Annotated in this window: 19 protein-coding genes and 1 tRNA gene; 9 read left to right on the forward strand and 11 right to left on the reverse strand. The window is 67.0% G+C overall.

Features of this window, described 5'->3' with window-relative positions; translation table 11 throughout:
* Window positions 1-183: 183 nt before the first annotated feature.
* From GVY39_RS28945 to GVY39_RS35395, 5 genes are all read right to left on the reverse strand, one after another.
* Window positions 184-480 (reverse strand): hypothetical protein, encoded by a 297-nt coding sequence (locus GVY39_RS28945; RefSeq protein ID WP_159930061.1) that lies wholly within the window; start codon window positions 478-480, stop codon window positions 184-186.
* A gap of 7 nt (window positions 481-487) precedes the next feature.
* Entirely contained in the window at window positions 488-760 is a 273-nt protein-coding gene (locus GVY39_RS28950) for a hypothetical protein (RefSeq protein ID WP_159930060.1), read from the reverse strand.
* 40 nt (window positions 761-800) lie between these two features.
* Window positions 801-1565, reverse strand: a complete 765-nt coding sequence (locus GVY39_RS28955; protein ID WP_159930059.1) for a hypothetical protein — start codon at window positions 1563-1565, stop codon at window positions 801-803.
* A 194-nt stretch (window positions 1566-1759) separates the two neighbouring features.
* Window positions 1760-2050, reverse strand: a complete 291-nt coding sequence (locus GVY39_RS28960; RefSeq protein ID WP_159930058.1) for a WXG100 family type VII secretion target — start codon at window positions 2048-2050, stop codon at window positions 1760-1762.
* A complete protein-coding gene (locus tag GVY39_RS35395; protein WP_159930057.1) occupies window positions 2047-2382 on the reverse strand; it encodes a WXG100 family type VII secretion target in 336 nt (111 codons plus the stop codon). The genes GVY39_RS28960 and GVY39_RS35395 overlap by 4 nt, the downstream gene beginning before the upstream one ends.
* Window positions 2383-2445: 63 nt before the next feature.
* Here GVY39_RS35395 and GVY39_RS35400 point away from each other — a divergent pair, with 63 nt between their 5' ends.
* Complete coding sequence (locus GVY39_RS35400) at window positions 2446-2646, forward strand: EndoU domain-containing protein (protein WP_370523836.1); 201 nt, start codon at window positions 2446-2448, stop codon at window positions 2644-2646.
* Window positions 2647-2658: 12 nt separating this feature from the next.
* Window positions 2659-3021, forward strand: coding sequence for a hypothetical protein (locus GVY39_RS28975; protein WP_159930056.1), 363 nt, complete (start codon window positions 2659-2661; stop codon window positions 3019-3021).
* A gap of 253 nt (window positions 3022-3274) precedes the next feature.
* Here the strand turns inward: GVY39_RS28975 and GVY39_RS28980 are convergent.
* The 3 genes from GVY39_RS28980 to GVY39_RS28990 form a co-directional block, all read right to left on the reverse strand.
* A tRNA-Arg gene (locus GVY39_RS28980) sits at window positions 3275-3347 on the reverse strand.
* A gap of 128 nt (window positions 3348-3475) precedes the next feature.
* Window positions 3476-4945, reverse strand: a complete 1470-nt coding sequence (locus GVY39_RS28985) for an NAD(P)/FAD-dependent oxidoreductase (RefSeq protein ID WP_159930055.1) — start codon at window positions 4943-4945, stop codon at window positions 3476-3478.
* An 82-nt stretch (window positions 4946-5027) separates the two neighbouring features.
* Entirely contained in the window at window positions 5028-6170 is a 1143-nt protein-coding gene (locus tag GVY39_RS28990; protein ID WP_159930054.1) for an acyl-CoA dehydrogenase family protein, read from the reverse strand.
* A gap of 575 nt (window positions 6171-6745) precedes the next feature.
* Here GVY39_RS28990 and GVY39_RS28995 point away from each other — a divergent pair.
* From GVY39_RS28995 to GVY39_RS29010, 4 genes are all read left to right on the forward strand, one after another.
* Window positions 6746-7141, forward strand: coding sequence for a metalloregulator ArsR/SmtB family transcription factor (locus GVY39_RS28995; RefSeq protein ID WP_159930053.1), 396 nt, complete (start codon window positions 6746-6748; stop codon window positions 7139-7141).
* Window positions 7138-8148: a cation diffusion facilitator family transporter gene (locus tag GVY39_RS29000; protein WP_159930052.1), complete on the forward strand. Its 1011-nt coding sequence runs from the start codon at window positions 7138-7140 to the stop codon at window positions 8146-8148. The genes GVY39_RS28995 and GVY39_RS29000 overlap by 4 nt, the downstream gene beginning before the upstream one ends.
* 312 nt (window positions 8149-8460) lie before the next feature.
* Window positions 8461-8829 carry a hypothetical protein gene (locus tag GVY39_RS29005; RefSeq protein ID WP_159930051.1) on the forward strand — a complete coding sequence of 123 codons (369 nt, stop codon included), beginning with the start codon at window positions 8461-8463 and terminating at the stop codon, window positions 8827-8829.
* A gap of 30 nt (window positions 8830-8859) precedes the next feature.
* Window positions 8860-10500: a long-chain fatty acid--CoA ligase gene (locus tag GVY39_RS29010; protein WP_159930050.1), complete on the forward strand. Its 1641-nt coding sequence runs from the start codon at window positions 8860-8862 to the stop codon at window positions 10498-10500.
* A 16-nt stretch (window positions 10501-10516) separates the two neighbouring features.
* Here the strand turns inward: GVY39_RS29010 and GVY39_RS29015 are convergent, their stop codons facing one another.
* The 3 genes from GVY39_RS29015 to GVY39_RS29025 all read right to left on the reverse strand — a co-directional run bounded on the left by GVY39_RS29015 (window position 10517) and on the right by GVY39_RS29025 (window position 12700).
* Window positions 10517-11065, reverse strand: coding sequence for an HD domain-containing protein (locus tag GVY39_RS29015; RefSeq protein ID WP_159930049.1), 549 nt, complete (start codon window positions 11063-11065; stop codon window positions 10517-10519).
* A 118-nt stretch (window positions 11066-11183) separates the two neighbouring features.
* A complete protein-coding gene (locus tag GVY39_RS29020; RefSeq protein ID WP_159930048.1) occupies window positions 11184-11576 on the reverse strand; it encodes an SCO5389 family protein in 393 nt (130 codons plus the stop codon).
* Window positions 11577-11638: 62 nt separating this feature from the next.
* A complete protein-coding gene (locus GVY39_RS29025) occupies window positions 11639-12700 on the reverse strand; it encodes a nitronate monooxygenase (RefSeq protein ID WP_370523835.1) in 1062 nt (353 codons plus the stop codon).
* A 205-nt stretch (window positions 12701-12905) separates the two neighbouring features.
* On the opposite strand from GVY39_RS29025, the gene GVY39_RS29030 reads away from it, so the two are divergent.
* The 3 genes from GVY39_RS29030 to GVY39_RS29040 all read left to right on the forward strand — a co-directional run.
* Window positions 12906-13778 (forward strand): M23 family metallopeptidase, encoded by an 873-nt coding sequence (locus GVY39_RS29030; RefSeq protein WP_159930046.1) that lies wholly within the window; start codon window positions 12906-12908, stop codon window positions 13776-13778.
* Between the two features lie 143 nt (window positions 13779-13921).
* Window positions 13922-14905, forward strand: a complete 984-nt coding sequence (locus GVY39_RS29035) for a LuxR C-terminal-related transcriptional regulator (protein ID WP_159930045.1) — start codon at window positions 13922-13924, stop codon at window positions 14903-14905.
* A 292-nt stretch (window positions 14906-15197) separates the two neighbouring features.
* Window positions 15198-16847: amino acid adenylation domain-containing protein (locus GVY39_RS29040; RefSeq protein ID WP_159930044.1), on the forward strand; the 1650-nt coding region annotated here is incomplete at its 3' end.

Genomic DNA, 16847 nt, shown 5'->3' on the forward strand with positions numbered 1-16847 from the left:
CGACCTGCGGTCTTCGGGTGGACAATTGGTGATCGAAGCGGGTTATCAGTTATGAGTGGGCGATGATGATGTCTGGTCGGGCTGACCACGTCGCACAAATCTTGGGTATGTCGCCTGCTGCTGGCGTGATGCGATCCGTCACCCACGCGGCATGCTCGCCCGATATTCGACCGGTCCTACCCGTCAGTCGCCGATGAACAGGAGATATCCGTTGGCGCGGAGTGCGATCGACGATACCCGCCTCAGCAGGTCGACAGCCTGCCGCTCGGCATCGGTCCGTACCTCGATCCGCTCGATCTGATCGAGGATCAAGCCGAGTTGGTACCGGTTGAACATGGTGTCGCCGTACCGGTAGATACCCCGTAATAGACTGGTGTCTGGTTGCGCGGCGCAGAGCCCGAACAGCGTTTCGTCCGCATCGTCACCGAAGCGGTGTATCTCGGCATGGTTGATGTCCTGTACAACGATGTCTAAAGCCACCTGATTCCTACTCATCTCCTGCGGGGTACATCGTAATCACCGCACCGAACCGGTCGTGAACGACGATATACCGTTGCGTCGCTGCTCCACCCCGCAACTTCGACTCGTTCCCGATGTATCGATCGGGCACCGTAACTTCACGCCGATAGGTGCCGTCGCCCTGATCGATCGGCGGGCTGTTCTTCGCGGCAGCGACGAGTGCATAGGGATTCTCGGTTGCGTAGAAGGTACTCTTCCGCTCCGTATTCAGCGGGCCGCCCGGATAGTGCTTGTCCCGCACATATTTCTCGCTCGCAGTCGTCAGTACCGGTGCGGGGATACTATTTCCATTCCCGGGCCGACCGCCTGTGCTGGAGTTTGACTATGGGTAACGCGATAATATCGCGCAAATGCGAAGCATGGAAGTCGAGAGAGGGTAATTTGGTGAACGGCAGGCTGCTCACCACGACCGAGACCCTGCTGATTGTCACTGTCGTGTACACCGGATCCTCGAGATCCTTGCTGAAGATCGGTGCAGAACATTTGACGACCACCAAGGTCGGGGCGATCGTGACCGTCACACTCGGGATCTTCTCTTCCAGGCGCTCTTTGATCGAGGTGCGCAACTTCTCCAGCGTGTCACAATAGTCGCCGACGGAGAACTCGATGATCTTCGAGGCGCCAGCGATGCCGATAGCCGCATCCCGGAGCGTCCTCAACCGTTCCCTGATGTCATCGACGTTGACTTCGGTGGAGTGGTCGAAGTTGTATCCGATCTCCTTGATTCGATCCCCGGCATCAGCTAGGTCGGGATGCGGAGCGTGCGCAAGCCAAGCTTGGTTTTTTGCTCTCCGAAGTTTATCGGTGTCACCATTCGGGATCGGCTCGAATTTTGACAGCCCAACGCCCTTGATATCTATTCCCGCACCATTCGCGCCCTTAGCGATGTGCGGTTCCTTGTAGGGGTTTCCACTTGATGGCGAGGGAACCGGACGGTCGGGATGCGGCAGGGTCTGATTAGAGACATCCCAGTTGTACGCCATGGCCGCGAGCACATCGCCGTATCGAGTCAGCGCGTCCGACAAGAGGGTGCCCGTCGAACCCATTGCAGGGTGGCGGATTCATATGCCGAAATCCACTGTTGCGACGTGGAGTAGTCGCCGGCCATCCCTGCGCACGATCCGGTTAGTTCCCTGTGCAGCGCGCCGACTCGGATGAGTACCGTCGTCGCTAGATCGTGACATTGCTTGGCCGCCCGCTCATAATCCTTGGCATCGATGTCCCAGCCCATACTCGACCTTTATGACATCTGGCGGTTGAGGTCAGCAGCCGTGACGTAGCGATCCCGAGCTTGTCGCGCTGCACTACTCGAAGTGCGGATGCTGTCAATGAATTCTTTCGCCGCAGCCATCCATTGGGAATGCGCATCGCCGAACGCCTCCGCGGCGACGCCGTTCCAGCTTCCCGAAAGTATCGCGGCGACTCTGCTGTCGAGTCCATCGAGCTGATCCTCGATGAACCCGGCCAGCCCGGTCAACTGGGTTGCGACTTGCTCGAGTTGATCGATATCGACGGTGAATCGGCTGCTCATAGATTCAGACTCGTCGAGCCCAGGTTCGCAGCGGACGCTCCATCCTGCTGCTGGTAACTACCTGCCACCACGCCGAGTGAATTGGTCAGAGCAGCAAGGGAGTTCAATAATTGCGTCCCGCCCTCATGGACGGCGAGCCACCCCTCCCCGAACGTGTCCGCAGCTGTTCCGGTCCAGTTGCCAGCTAGGCCATCTACCTCCCGTGCAGCGACATCGAGAGCCGACCTCAGCGCTTGAACCAGGTTCGACATATGCTGACCGAGTTCAACGACTTCGTCAGGTACGACGGAAACCTGCTGACTTGAATTAGGTGTCCCCCCAGCACTACTCACGCAGCAATGCTACTCGCGGCCTAGGCTCAATGCCACAGTGGTGACTGGTAAGGCGACAAGATCATCGACCGAATACTCGACGTTGCGAAGAACCCGGACCAGCCGCCAGCCCTCCAGGACAACGGCAACTGGAAGGTCAACGGCACCCGCAATGGCGCCCGAATCGAAGTCATCGTCGCTCCTGACGGCTCAGTCGTGACCGGCTACCCCGCCGGCGGTGAGGGCGTAGTCAGGAACGACGCGACTGGCAATCTGATCAAATAGGCTAGGAGAGCGATGAATCCGGACAGGGCGGCACGAGAAGCGCGAAAGCGTCAGCGAGACCCGCAAGCCATCGAAGCTCGTAACCGTCGGCTCAACAAGATGAGTAAGGACTCGCGAGACCTTCTCGAAAGCGTCGCCGACCGTCTGCCTTCTGATCTGGTCGAAAGCTACCGGACCTACAGCGACGTGGGTGAGTGGGCGATGCTCGTCGACGTGCTGTGCGCCAGTCTCGTCAAGCGCCACATCCCCGTCACTGAAGCGGAACGCGATGCCGTGGCGAACGTGCTCGGCCAGTTCAATCCCCCAGTGGAGGGATATCGCTACCTCAACGACCCCCAAGGCGTGCTGTCTGAGCTCCACGTGCTCACTGCGTAAATCCTCGTGATCCGATCGGGGTCGGACGGCCGAGTCGTCCTTGGCGGCGACGACCATTGAGCCAGTTGTAGACACTGGAAGCCAAGGCATCCCTGATTGGACGTCAACCAAGCCTGAGGCAGTCCCGTTCCCATCTTCGATGTGCCCTACAGGCACACAGGGGGGAACGCACCTGACCTGGGTTCTTAATATCGGTCTTGTCGGGATTCTCCGATAAAACGCGTTGACCTGCGAAAACACTGACGCAGGTTTGTGCCCTCGGCAGGATTCGAACCTGCGACACCCGCTTTAGGAGAGCGGTGCTCTATCCCCTGAGCTACGAAGGCATGGTGGGCTCGAGGCCCACCAGGGACGTCCCGCAGTCTACCGGGTCGAGGGTCCGGGGGCTGCATTGCTTCCCGAAGGGCCTGGACAGCCGGGTGTGCCGCGGGGTGGGGAGGGCGCGGGCGCGGTCTCAGTGCGGCGCGGGAGCCTGTGCCTCGTCATAGTCGGCGGGGTCGAAAGTTCTTGTCTTCCAGCGGTAGAGCACGGTTGCGCCGGGCCAGTTGTTGGTGATCCGGCCGGAGGCGTTTCGGTACCAGCTGGAGCAGAAATTCCAGGGGGTGTCCTTCAACCGTTTCTGCAGCCAGTCGTCCCAGCGTTGCTCGGCGGCGGGGCGGGCGGCGAGGTAGCGGCCGGGGCGGTCGGTGAGGTATTGCACGACCTGGCGGATGTAGCGAGCCTGGGATTCGAGCATGTAGATGATGGAGCCGGCGCCGACGTTGGTGTTCGGGCCGTACATCATGAACAGGTTCGGGAACTGGGGCACGGATAGGCCGAGGTAGGCGCGGGCGCCTTCGTCGCCCCAGGCGTCGGCCAGCTTGCGCCCGCCGAGGCCGTAGATGTTCATCGGCGCGAGGAACTCGGTGCCCTTGAAGCCGGTGCCGTAGACGATGACGTCCACTTCGTGCTCGACGCCGTCGGCGGTGCGGACTCCGGTCGGCGTGATCGCCTCGATGGCGGTGGTCTCCACGGTGACGTTCGGCTGCGCCAGCGCGGGGAAGTACTCGTTGGAGAACAGTCCGCGCTTGCATCCCGCCGCGTAGTCGGGCGTCAGTTTCGCGCGCAGTTCGTCGTCGGGAACCTGCTTTTGCCGGTGCCGGTCGGCCAGCGCGATCACCGGGGTCTTGATGGCCGGGATGTCGGTCAACCCGAGGGCCAGCGCTTCGAAGACCGACCAGATGGCGAAGCGCTCGGCGAGGCGGGTGGGCGGGAGGTACTTGAACAGCGCATGGTGCAGGGCGCTGTACTCGACATCGGCCTTGGGCAGCACCCACGCGGCCGAGCGCTGGAACAACGTGAGGTGGGCGGCGCCCGGCTGGATGCGCGGGATGTACTGGATCGCGCTGGCCCCGGTACCGATGCAGGCGATGCGCTTGCCGGTCAGGTCGACGTCGTGGTCCCACTCCGCGGAGTGGAACGCGGGACCGGTGAAGGTCTCGATGCCGGGGATGTTCGGCATGGCGGGGCGGGAGAGCTGCCCGACCGCCGGGATGAGGATGTCGGCGGTCAGCTGCGCGCCGTCGGCCGTGCGGACGGTCCATCGGCCGGTGCGCTCGTCGAACTCCGCGTCGATCACCTCGGTGCCGAAGCGGATGAAGCGCCGCAGGCCGTGCTTGTCGGCGACGCCTTGCATGTACTCGTGGATGTCGCGCTGTTCGGAGAAGCGCCGCGGCCAATCGGCTCTGGGTTCGTAGGACCAGGAGTACAGCGGGGAGGGCACGTCACAGGCCGCGCCGGGGTAGGTGTTCTCCCGCCACACGCCGCCGAGATCGGTGGCGCGCTCCAGGATGGTGAAGGTGTCCAGCCCGGCCCGCCGCAGCTCCAGCGCCATGCCGAGCCCGCCGAATCCGGCTCCGATGATGATGATGGACGGCGTCGTCATACTCCGAGCGTACGGAAGAGTATCCGCAGGTCCGAAGACATCCGCGGTCAATCAATCGGCATTTCCGGCCATGCGGTGCTGGTCAGTTCTCGGCGAGCTGGCGCGCGATAACCAAACGCTGGATCTGGTTGGTGCCCTCGAAGATCTGCATCACCTTGGCCTCGCGCATGTAGCGCTCGACGGGGAAGTCCTGGGTGTAGCCGTAGCCACCGAAGACTTGGACCGCGTCGGTGGTGACCTTCATGGCGGCGTCGGTGGCGACGAGCTTGGCCACGCTGGCCTGGCGCGAGTACGGCAGCCCCGCGTCGCGGCGGCGGGCGGCGTCGAGGTAGGTGGCGCGGGCGGAGTCGACGGCGGCGGCCATGTCGGCGAGGACGAAACCGAGCCCCTGATGGTCGATGATGTGGCGGCCGAACGCCTCTCGCTCCTTGGCGTACGCGACGGCTTCGTCGAGGGCGCGTTGCGCCAGGCCGGTGGCGACCGCGGCGATGCCGAGACGGCCGGAGTCCAAGGCGCTGAAGGCGATCGAGAGCCCTTGGCCCTCGGCGCCCACCCGACGTTCGGCGGGCAGGAACGCATCGTCGTAGGCGGCGGTCGTGGTGGGCACGGCGCGCAAGCCCATTTTCTCCTCGGGCTTGCCGAAACTGAGGCCCTCGGTGTCGTGGGGGACCAGGAAGCAGGAGATGCCGCGGGAGCCCTCCCCGGTGCGCGCGAACAGGGTGTAGAAGTCGGCGCGTCCGCCGTTGGTGATCCAGGCTTTGGCCCCGGTGATCCGGTATCCGCCCTCGACCGGGGTGGCGCGGCAGCGCAGCGCGGCCGCGTCGGAGCCCGCGTGCGGCTCGGACAGACTGTAGGCGCCGATGGTCTCACCGGAGAGCATTCCGGCCAGCCAGCGTTGCTTCTGCTCCTCGGTGCCGAAGACGAACAGCGGATGACAGGACAGGCTGTGCACGCTGACCGCGACCGCGACGGCGGCCCAGCGGGCGGCGAGTTCCTCGAGAACCTGGAGGTACACCTCGTAGGGCTGCGCGCCGCCGCCGTATTCCTCCGGGTACGGCAGGCTGAGCAGTCCGGCGGCGCCCAGCGCGGGGAAGACGCCGTCGGGGAAGATCCCGGTCTTCTCGCACTCGGCGACGCGGGGTTCGAGCACCTTGTCGGCGATGTCGCGAGTGAGCTCCAGCAGATCCCTGGCCTCGGGGGTGGGCAGCATTCGGTCCACTGGCATGTCGTCTACTCCGCAGGTCGCTCGGTGCGTTCTCGTGATTCACAGTAACCGGGCGCTGTGGGAAGGTCACCGGCTCGTCCTGGCATACCGCAGGCGGTCATCCGGCCCTGGTGATCGCGACACGAATCCGCAGGGGATGGCCCAGCCGAACATCACGGTCCGGAAGAGATCCTCGCGAGTGGCCACATTTCAGTGCAGAATGACCCGATCGAAGCGGTGTAGCGGCCCTCCGCCGCTGGAGGGTGAGTTGCGGCACTCGGGGGAGCGGCGGGCTGCACGTGCAGCTGTGTGTACAGGTGCGCGTGAACGTGTCTGCGGCGTCGACTCATTCGTGCTGGTCACCGTGGGTTTGTCGCGGGGTAAGCCGAAATCGTGCGTGCGCCTGCAATATTGCTCTGTCTCATTCAGGTGATATTCGCTCGATCGTCTGGCGCACTGACGCCACACTCGACTAAGACAGAAGGCTGTTGGGATACGGGGTCGACCGGTGTGTCGGCGGCGACGCAGGGGGTGCCGCCGCCACACTGGCCCGGAGCCCACTGGTACCGGGCCCTCGTCCGTTCTACTATCTGCATATGAATGCAGATAACCAGGAAACGCGGCCACCGCTGGCGCAGGATCAGGTCGGACTGGTTGTCGAGGTGTTCCGCATGCTCGCCGACCCGACTCGGGTCCAAGTGCTCTGGGCGCTGGTCGACCGGGAACTATCGGTGAACGACTTGGCGGGACAAGTCGGCAAGCCCGCGCCTTCGGTCTCGCAGCATCTGGCCAAACTGCGGATGGCGCGGTTGGTGAGCACCCGCCGATCGGGGACGACGATCTTCTATCGGCTGGAGAACGAGCACGTCCGGCAGTTGGTCGTGGACGCGGTGTACAACGCCGAGCACGCTGGACCGGGTGTTCCGGCGCATCACCGCGGCACCGGCGCGGTGCGCGAGCTTCCCGGCCGAGGCGAGGCGAGCGCGTCATGACCCATCGGCACGACCATCACTCCCATGCGCTGCATCAGCACCGGCACCGGTCGGGGCCGATCGGTGTCTTGCGGGAAATCTTCGTCCCACACAGCCATGACGCCGCTGACAGCGTGGACGACGCACTGGAAGCCAGCGCGGTCGGCATCCGCGCGGTCAAGATCAGCCTGGTGGTGCTCGGGTGCACCGCGGTGCTGCAATTGGTGATCGTCGCCGCGTCCGGCTCGGTGGCCTTGGCCGCGGACACCGTGCACAACTTCTCCGACGCGCTGACCGCCGTTCCGCTGTGGATCGCGTTCGCTCTCGGCCGTAAGGCCGCGACGCGGCGCTACACCTACGGATTCGGCCGGGCCGAGGACCTGGCCGGCCTCTTCGTCGTCGCGATGATCGCCCTGTCGGCGCTGATCGCCGGATACGAGGCGGTGCGTAGATTGCTCGATCCGGTGCCGCTCGAGCATCTGGGCTGGGTCGCCGCGGCCGGGTTGGCCGGGTTCCTCGGCAACGAGACGGTCGCGCTGTACCGGATCCGGGTGGGGCGGCGGATCGGCTCGGCGGCCCTGGTCGCCGACGGCCTGCACGCGCGCACCGACGGGTTCACGTCACTGGCCGTCCTGCTCGGCGCGGGCGGAGTAGCGCTGGGCTTCCCCCTCGCCGACCCGATCGTCGGCCTGCTCATCACCCTGGCGATTCTCGCGGTGCTGCGCACTGCGGCGCGCGACGTGCTGCGCCGGTTGATGGACGCCGTCGAACCCGGATTGGTCACGGCGGCCGAGCGGGCGCTGGCCGCCGAACCGGGCGTGCGAGGCGTGCGCAGCCTGCGGATGCGGTGGATCGGTCATCGTCTGCACGCCGACGTCGAACTGGACGTCGCCCCGACGATCACGCTCGCGGACGCGCATCGCATCGCGCACGAGGCCCAGCACTCCCTCACCCATGTCATGCCCAAGTTGGACACCGCGGTGGTGCACGCCTATCCGGCACACACCGAGGTAGCGGCGCCGAATTGACCGGCTGGAACTGATGGCGTCCGCCATCGGATGGGTGCCGTGCGGCATTCCCGCCGGGCTTGCCCGAGGCGGCCTACCGTTGGGTAGCATCGCCGTGTGATGTGGCTCATGGTCGGTGCGTGCTGAACCATGCCGGCGCGTGTATCGACCCTTTCGAAGCTGTCTGACCTGCTACGAAGCAGTCACATCCCGGGAAACATCGACGCGGGGGATGAGCGTCCCGCCATCCGGGTAGGCCCGTGCGGGCATGGGCGAGTCGTCTTCGACCGGGCGCGCGGCGACGGCCATGCCGTGCCGAGGGTCCCGGTCGGCGTGAAACCTTCGTTCGCCGCCTACTCCGCGTCCAGAAGTGCGACGGCACCGAACACGCATTCGCGCATAGCGCGTGGACTGCTGGAGCGGGACGAGTCGATCGGCCGCCACATTCCCGAACATGCCTGCCTGGGGGCGGGATTCATCACGATCGGGCGGACAGTCGCGCGCCGGTCCGTGGGGAGCCAGCCGAATGAGGCGCTGACCGCCGAGGCCGTCGCAGGAGCCCATCCCGAGCGCGCGTTGTCTCGCGCGGTGCTCACCAGCGGCGAACCGACTCCGTATCCCGAAGTGATTCGTTGGGTGGGATCGCTCTACGGGGTCACGTCGCAGACCCCGAAGGTGGCCGAAACCGACTTGGCTTTCTGACGGGAAGTCACCGAAGAAAAAGGAGTTCCGATGTTGAGCACCATGCAGGACGAGCCGTTGTCGCTGGCCACGTTGCTGCGCTACGCATCGACGTTCGCCGGCGATTCGACCGTGTCCACCTGGACCGGTACCGGCGTGCGCACCATGACCTACCGCGAGGTCGGCGCCGAATCGGCTCGTTTGGCGAACGCGCTGCGCGGGTTGGGCATCGGGGTCGGCGACCGGGTCGGCACGTTCATGTGGAACAACAACGAGCATCTGGTCGCCTACATCGCGGTGCCCGCGATGGGCGCGGTGCTGCACGCGCTGAACATCCGGTTGTTCCCCGATCAGGTTGTCTACGTGGCCAATCACGCCGAGGACCAGGTGGTTCTGGTGGACGGCACGCTGGTGCCGCTGTTCGGCCAGATCCTGCCGCACCTGGCGACCGTCCGCCACGTCATCGTGGTCAACGGCGACGCGGCGACACTCACCGCGCCCGAAGGCGTTCAGGTGCACTCCTACACCGAGTTGCTCGGTGCGCAGCCGGATACCTACGACTTCCCGGTGATCGACGAGCGCTCCGCCGCGGCGATGTGCTACACCTCCGGCACCACTGGCGACCCGAAAGGCGTGGTGTATTCGCACCGCTCCAACTGGCTGCACGCGATGCAGGTCGGCGCGAACAACGGGATGGGTCTGCTCGGCACCGACACCATTCTGGCCATCGTCCCGCTGTTCCACGCGAACGCCTGGGGCCTGCCGTACGCGGCGCTGATGTCCGGGGCGAATCTGCTGATGCCGGACCGGTTCCTGCAGCCGGGCCCGCTGCTCGAGTGCATGGCCGCGCAGAAGCCGTCCTTCGCTGCCGCCGTGCCCACCATCTGGGGCGGCGTGCTGGCGGGGCTGGCGGCCAACCCGCAGGACATCACGCACCTGCGCGCGGTCGTGGTGGGCGGTTCGGCCGTCCCGCCCTCGATGATGCGCACCTTCGAGGACAAGCACGGCGTGCGAGTGCTGCACGCGTGGGGCATGACCGAGACCTCGCCGCTGGGCAGCGTCGCGCATCCGCCGGCCACCGCGCTCACCGACGAGGACAAGTGGGCCTACCGGGTGACCCAGGGCCGCTTCCCGGCCGGTGTCCAGGCCCGCCTGGTCGCCGACGACGGCAGCGTGGTGCCCAACGACGGTGTGTCGCTGGGCGAGCTGGAAGTGCGCGGTCCGTGGATCACCGGCTCCTACTACTCACCCGACGGCACGGCGGTCGACCCGGAGAAGTTCGACGACGGCTGGCTGCGCACCGGCGACGTGGGCAAGATCAGCCAGGACGGTTACCTCACGCTGGTGGACCGCTCCAAGGACGTGATCAAGTCCGGCGGCGAGTGGATCTCGTCGGTGGATCTGGAGAACGCCGTGATCGGGCACCCGGCGGTCGCCGAGGCGGCGGTGATCGGTGTGCCGGACGAGAAGTGGGACGAGCGCCCGCTGGTGGCGGTCGTGCTCGCCGAGGGCGCCGAGGCCCGGCCGGAGGAGCTGCGCGACTTCCTGGCCGACAAGTTCGCCAAATGGCAGTTACCGGAACGCTGGACGTTCATCGCGGAGGTCCCGAAGACCAGCGTGGGCAAGTTCGACAAGAAGCGGTTGCGCGGCCAGTACGCCGACGGCGATCTGGAAGTCACCACGCTCGGCTAGACCCGCTGCCCCCGCGTCACCACTTCAGCATCGGCAGTGGTGACGCGGGGTGGCTGCGCATCCGCCGCGCGGCCAGCGACACGAGCCTGCGGTGGAAGCCGTGGTTGGGATAGCGCTTCGCCAGTTCGCGGTAGGTACCGCGGGAGATGCCGAACCGGCCGAGCAGACCCAGCTCGACGTCGATCGCGTCGGCGCGCCGGAAGATCTCGACCGGGTCGTGCGGCGGGCCCGCGGGGCGCAGCTTGTGATGCTGGTCGATCATGGACACCACCAGCCCGGTCAGGTCGTCGCGATCGATGCTCGCCAGCCAGGCGCGTGCCTGGTCGCAGGAGGGGGAGAGGTAATCGAAGCTGCCCGCCGACCAGATGCCGATGTCGTGCAGGGCGGCTGCGGTCAGGAACTCCTCGCGGGCGCTCGGTGGCGGTTGCCGATCTGTGGCGAGCAGGTCGCACAGCGCTAGGACGCGCAGCACGTGATTGGTGTAGGCGGCGCGGTCCGCCCCGAGCTGTTGCTGCCACGGTGCGAGCCGGGCTTCGACCTCTTCGCGAAGATCGTTGCTGCTCATGGCGGTTCACCCTACGCGTAGGCGGCCGTGGGGGACGGCGGCGACGCGCCACCTCACACGCGAAAACACCCGGCGCGGGCAAACAGTTTGCCCGCGCCGGGTGTTCGGTTCGCGCCGCTCAGCAGTTGCGCAGTTCCGGGTTCTGGTTGAGCAGTTGGGCCCGGGTGCCGATGAACGTGGTGTAGGTCTCGCCGCCGACCGCGGAGAGCGGGAACGCCGCGACCCGGTGGCAGTTCTGGAAGGCGAGCTTCACGCCGAAGTGCCGTTCCAGTCCGCCGCGAATGGCGTCGCTGGCCATGGCGCGCAGCAGTTGTCCACGAGCCACCTCGTCCGGCGGCGGAACCACGTTGTCGGCGTATTCCGCGGTGCCCGAACGCAGTTCACCGGCGACCCGGCTGACCACTTCCCAGGCGTAGGGCAGCGAGTTGCGCACGACCTCGACGAAATCGGCGTCGTCGACCTCGCCGCGCTCGGCGCGTTCGAGTAGTGCGGTGGGGACATCAAGGGACATGGCGCTCTCCTCCAGTGCTGGACGTCGATGCGATGCCCGAGTCTAATCGAAAGTCGTTGTCATCAATGCCGGATTCGGCGTGAAAGCGCCTTTTCCAGTGCGCTTTTCGTGTCCGCGGCCAGTGCCCCGACCAGTTCGCCCGCGGGTAACTCCGGTGTCAGCGCGTGGGTCTGGCCAGCCCAGAGGTTGACCTCGTCAGGATTGCTCGCCGCGCGTGCTTCGGCGCGCAACGGTGCGGTGGCGTAGTGGATCTCAGGGTATCCCGCCGGTGCGGTTGCGGTGTGTTCCACCAGGAATCGGTTACGCAACCCGCGCGCCCTGCGTCCGGTGAACGCGCGGGTGAGCATCGTCGGGGTATCCCCGGCCAACGCGGCGCGGTGTACCGGATTGGTCCCGGCCTCGGGGCAGCGCAGGAACACGGTGCCCAGCTGCGCGGCGGCGGCGCCCGCCGCGAGCGCCGCGGCGATGCCAGCACCGGTCGCGATGCCCCCGGTTGCCACCAGCGGGCGGTCGACAGCGGCGGTGAGCAGTTGCAGCAGCGCCAGCAGGCCGAGTGGGTCGGTCGCGTCGTCGGCCGGGCGATCCACGAACGTGGCCCGGTGTCCGCCCGCCTCGGCCCCCTGGGCGATGAGCACGTCGGCGCCCGCCTCGACCGCCAGGCGCGCCTCTCCGACGGAAGTGACGGTCACCCAGACCTCGGAACCGGCGGCGTGCAGCCGCGCGACCTCCGCAGCGCTCGGGCAGCCGAAGGTGAAGGACACGGCCGCGACCGGGTCGGCGACGAGCAGGTCGAGTTTGGCGTCCCAGTCATCGGTGTCGAATCGCGGGTCTCCGAGTCGATGGTGGGCGCCGAGTTCGGCGAGATAGTCCGCCAAGTCGGCGGCGGGAGTGGCGGGGCCGGGGACGAAGAGATTCACACCGAACGGCTTGCCGGTGGCGGCGCGGGTCGCCGCGATCCGCGCGGCGGTGTCGGCGGCGCTCAGATAACCGGCGGCCAGCTGGCCGAAACCGCCCGCCTCGGCCACGGCGGCGGTCAGCTCGGGAGTGGAAGGACCGCCCGCCATCGGGGCCAGCGCGATCGGAACGTCCGGATGGTCCAGGATCACGCTTCGAGTCTCCGTCACGGATCGAGTCTCGCTCATCTGGACGTGTGACCCGGACCTCACCAGCCTTTTTCGGCCGGAAGGTTGCGGAATGGTCACGACGAGGTAGAGTTCCCATCACAACGGATGCCAAACCGTTATCGCTCGACTTCACCGTATCGTTATCGAACCGGTTCGGCTCGGGCTCCGGCATCCCGGACCCTGTTCTTCGACCAAGGACTCAGCTTTGTCGCAGCACCGTGTAGGCCCCAGTTCCATTACCGTCCACAGCCTCCTGGGCGAGGGCGGCGAAAAGGGTCGGCCGACGCGGCACCGCGCCGAGCCGTCCGCCACCGAACGGGTGAAGGCCGCCGCCACGGCGGCAGTCGCCGCGGGCGCGCTGATCGGCGCCGCGAGCCAGGTCGCTCCCGCGCTGGCCTACGCATCGCCGCTGCTGCCCGGTTCACACGACGCCGACGAGAAGCAGGCCGCGCCCACCACCGTGAAGGGCTCGAGCATACTGCCGGTCGCCGAGGCGAAGGCCGCCGCCGAGCCGGTCGCCGAGGTCGCGCCGGCGCCCGCCGCCGTCGCGGGCCAGATCGCGGCCCCGGTCGCCGCCCCGTTCGGGATTCCCAATCTTCCTCCGGAGATCGCCGCGCCCTTGGCCCACGCCGAAGAGGTCCTCAAGGGCGTGCAGCAGCAGGTCGCCCCGGCGCCCGCGGTGCGCCCGGTGGCCGGCGCGATCAGCTCCGGGTTCGGCAGCCGCTGGGGCGCCATGCACTACGGCGTCGACTTCGCCGACGCGCTCGGCGCGCCGATCCACTCGGTCAGCAACGGCACCGTGATCGAGGCGGGGCCGGCCTCCGGCTTCGGCTTGTGGGTGCGCGTGCTGCAGGACGACGGCACCACCGCCGTCTACGGCCACGTGAACGAGATGTTCGTGCACGAGGGCCAGCGGGTGAACGCGGGCGACGTGATCGCCACCGTCGGCAACCGGGGTCAATCCACCGGTCCGCACCTGCACCTGGAGATCTGGGATCAGGCCGGCACCAAGATCGACCCGCTGCCGTACCTGGCCGCCAAGGGCGTGCCCATGCAGTGGGGCCCGTCCTCGCACTGACTTTCCCTGTCCAACTTGCTATTCCGATCAGCGCTCGGTTGCGCGCGGCGAAGCTCCTCGCGTCCGGGTGACGCGGCAAACGGTTTGCCTGCGGGTCTCGCAGAGCCGCCCCAAGGGCACCGATCGGTCGCTAGGCTCGGGCCGTGATCGATCTGGGCGACATCTTCGAGCCTGGGTCACCGCACGGCCGCGCGTACGCCGTGCTGGTGCACCATCCGCGGTCGAGTCTCGCCGATATCGCGCAGTACCTGGGCGTTTCGGAAGACCTCGCCGCGGACTCATTGGATGTGTTGTGTGAATTGCGCGCCGCGGTCCGCATCGAGTCGCCCGACGGCGAACCGCTGTGGGACGCGCACGCGCCGGAATCGTTGTCCGAAGCCGAGGCTCGGCGCAGGCAGCAGGAGATCAACCAGATGCACACTGCCGCAGCGCGGCTGAGCGAGACGTTCCGTTCGGTGCGTCGCTCGCCACGCGGCAACGGCGCGGTGGTGCCGGTGTACGAGCGGCTGGAGATGCTGGCGGATTTCGAGGAACTGCAGACCGGGGCGCGCAGCTGCGTCAAGCTGGTCGAGCGCGGCCCGTATCTCAGCGATCCGGAACGCGAACGTCAATTGTTCGAGCTCAAACGGGCCAGGCTCGGCGAAGGCATTCGCTATCAGACCTTGTACCAGGACACCGTTTACCAGGATCCCGACCGGCTGCGGCACGCGCTGTCGACGAATGCCAGCGGTGCGCAGGCCAGAACGCTGCCCGAGCCGCCGTTCAAGCTGATCATCAGCGACGACGAGCGGGCCAGCCTGGTGCTGCACGGCGACGAACGCAGGCCCGACCCGATGGGGCTGCGCATCACCGGCTCGCCCACGCTCGAGCTGTTGATCAAGACCTTCGACGTGCTGTGGGCGATGGCCGCGCCCATTTCGGTCAATCCGGCCGCGGAGGCGTTGGACGAACGCGACCGCGCGATCCTGACCCTGATGGGACTCGGCGCGACCGACGACACCATCGCGCGCAGACTCGGGATGTCCCGGCGCACGGTGGTCCGCCGCACCGCACGGCTGCTGGAGCGGCTCGGCGCGAGCACGAGATTCCAGGCGGGGGTGCAGGCCACCCGGCGCGGCTGGCTGTGAGCAAGTTCACCGATTCGGGTACTCCTGCAACAAGACGGGCCCTGCGCCGATATAACGGCAGGCATCAGGCAAGACACCGATTCCAGGGGGAGGGGACGGTGTCCGACGAGAGGACGAAACCGAAGAAGGGGGCGCGGTCCGTACGGACGGAAGCCGCGGCAATCCAATACAGCGCGCGGGTTCAGCGGTCACTCCCTTATATGATTGCTCGGTCCGCGCTGGCCCCGGTTTACAAGCCCTGAGCAGGGTATGGTCCGGGTCCTGGCTCGATGCGAGAGGTGAATGCACTCGAATGGAAACCGCCCGTCGTTCCGCTCGCGGTAACCGTCGCCGCAGGTCGGGCAGTCCGCTCTTCGCGCAACTGCTCACCGCCGCGGTCGAGTCCGCCGCTACCGAGGTCGCGATCCGGTACAACCCGACCGGAGATCCGGCCGATGACCGGGAGCTCACCTACGCCGAGCTGGACGCGGCGTCCTCGCGGCTGGCCAGGGAACTCATCGAGCGTGGCGTGGGGCCCGGCGACGTGGTCGCCATCGGGATCTCGCGCAGCGTGGAGTCGGTACTCGCGGTCTGGGCCATCGCCAAGACCGGCGCGGCCTACGTGCCGGTGGATCCGACGTATCCGACCGACCGGATCAACCACATCGTCGCCGATTCCGGCGCGACGGTGGGCCTGACAACCTCGGCGCACCGCGCGGTGCTCGGCACCGGCGTGTACTGGATCGAGCTGGACGACCCGGTGCAGTCCGCGCGCATCGCGGCGCGCCCGGAGCATCCCATCTCCTACACCGACCGGGTCCGTCCGCTGGACGAGCGGCACCCGGCGTACGTCATCTACACCTCCGGTTCGACCGGCAAGCCCAAGGGCGTCGTCGTCTCGCACAGCGGTCTGGCCGGGCTGGTGGCCGCGGAGCGCGAGCACTACGGGGTGACGGAGGAGTCGCGCGTACTGCACGTCTGCTCCCCGAACTTCGACGTTTCGGTGCTGGAACTGCTGCTGGCCTTCTCCTCCGGCGCGACGCTGGTGATCGCGCCGCCGACCGTCTTCGGCGGTTTCGAGCTGGCGGATCTGCTGCGCCGCGAGCGCGTCACCCACATGCTCATTACGCCGGGCGCACTGGAATCGGTGGATCCCGCAGGGCTGGACGACCTCCAGGCCGTGGTGGTGGCCGGTGACAAGTTCGGCCCGGAACTGCTCGCCCGCTGGGCGGACGAGCGCGAGTTCTACAACGGCTACGGGCCCACCGAGGCGACGATTCTCGCCACCAGTACGCCAGCCATGACGCCCGGCGAGCCCATCACGATCGGTACGGCCATTCCGGGAGTCGGGGCTTTCGTGCTGGACTCGCGGCTGCGGCCGGTGCCCGCCGGGGTGGTCGGCGAGCTCTATCTGTCCGGGCCCGCGCTGGCGCAGGGCTACCTCAACCGGCCGGGCCTGACCGCGGAGCGGTTCGTCGCCAGCCCGTTCGGCGCCGACACCGGCAACCCCGGCGCGCGGCTCTATCGCACTGGCGACCTGGTGCGCCGCAGTGAATCCGTGGGCCAGGACGGCGGCGTCATCGAATACCTGGGCCGGTCCGACTTCCAGGTGAAGATCCGCGGTTTCCGCATCGAACTGGGCGAAATCGACAACGCCCTCACCAGCCACCCGGACATCGACTTCGCGGCCACCCTCGGCAAGACCTTGCCGTCGGGTGCGACCGCGCTGGTGGCCTACGTGCTGCCGCGGCCGGGAGCCGACGTGGACACCGGCGCGCTCGCCGACTACCTCGGGGAGTCGCTGCCCGCCTATATGATTCCGGCTTCGATCATGACGCTGGACGAGATTCCGTTGACGCCGGTGGGCAAGCTGGATCGGGCGGCTTTGCCGGAGCCGGTGTTCGCCGCTCGTGCTTTCCGTGCGCCGTCGACTCCGACGGAGGAGGTTGTGGCGGAGGTGTTC

The organism is Nocardia sp. CY15, from assembly GCF_009829295.1.
Lineage (GTDB): Bacteria > Actinomycetota > Actinomycetes > Mycobacteriales > Mycobacteriaceae > Nocardia > Nocardia sputi.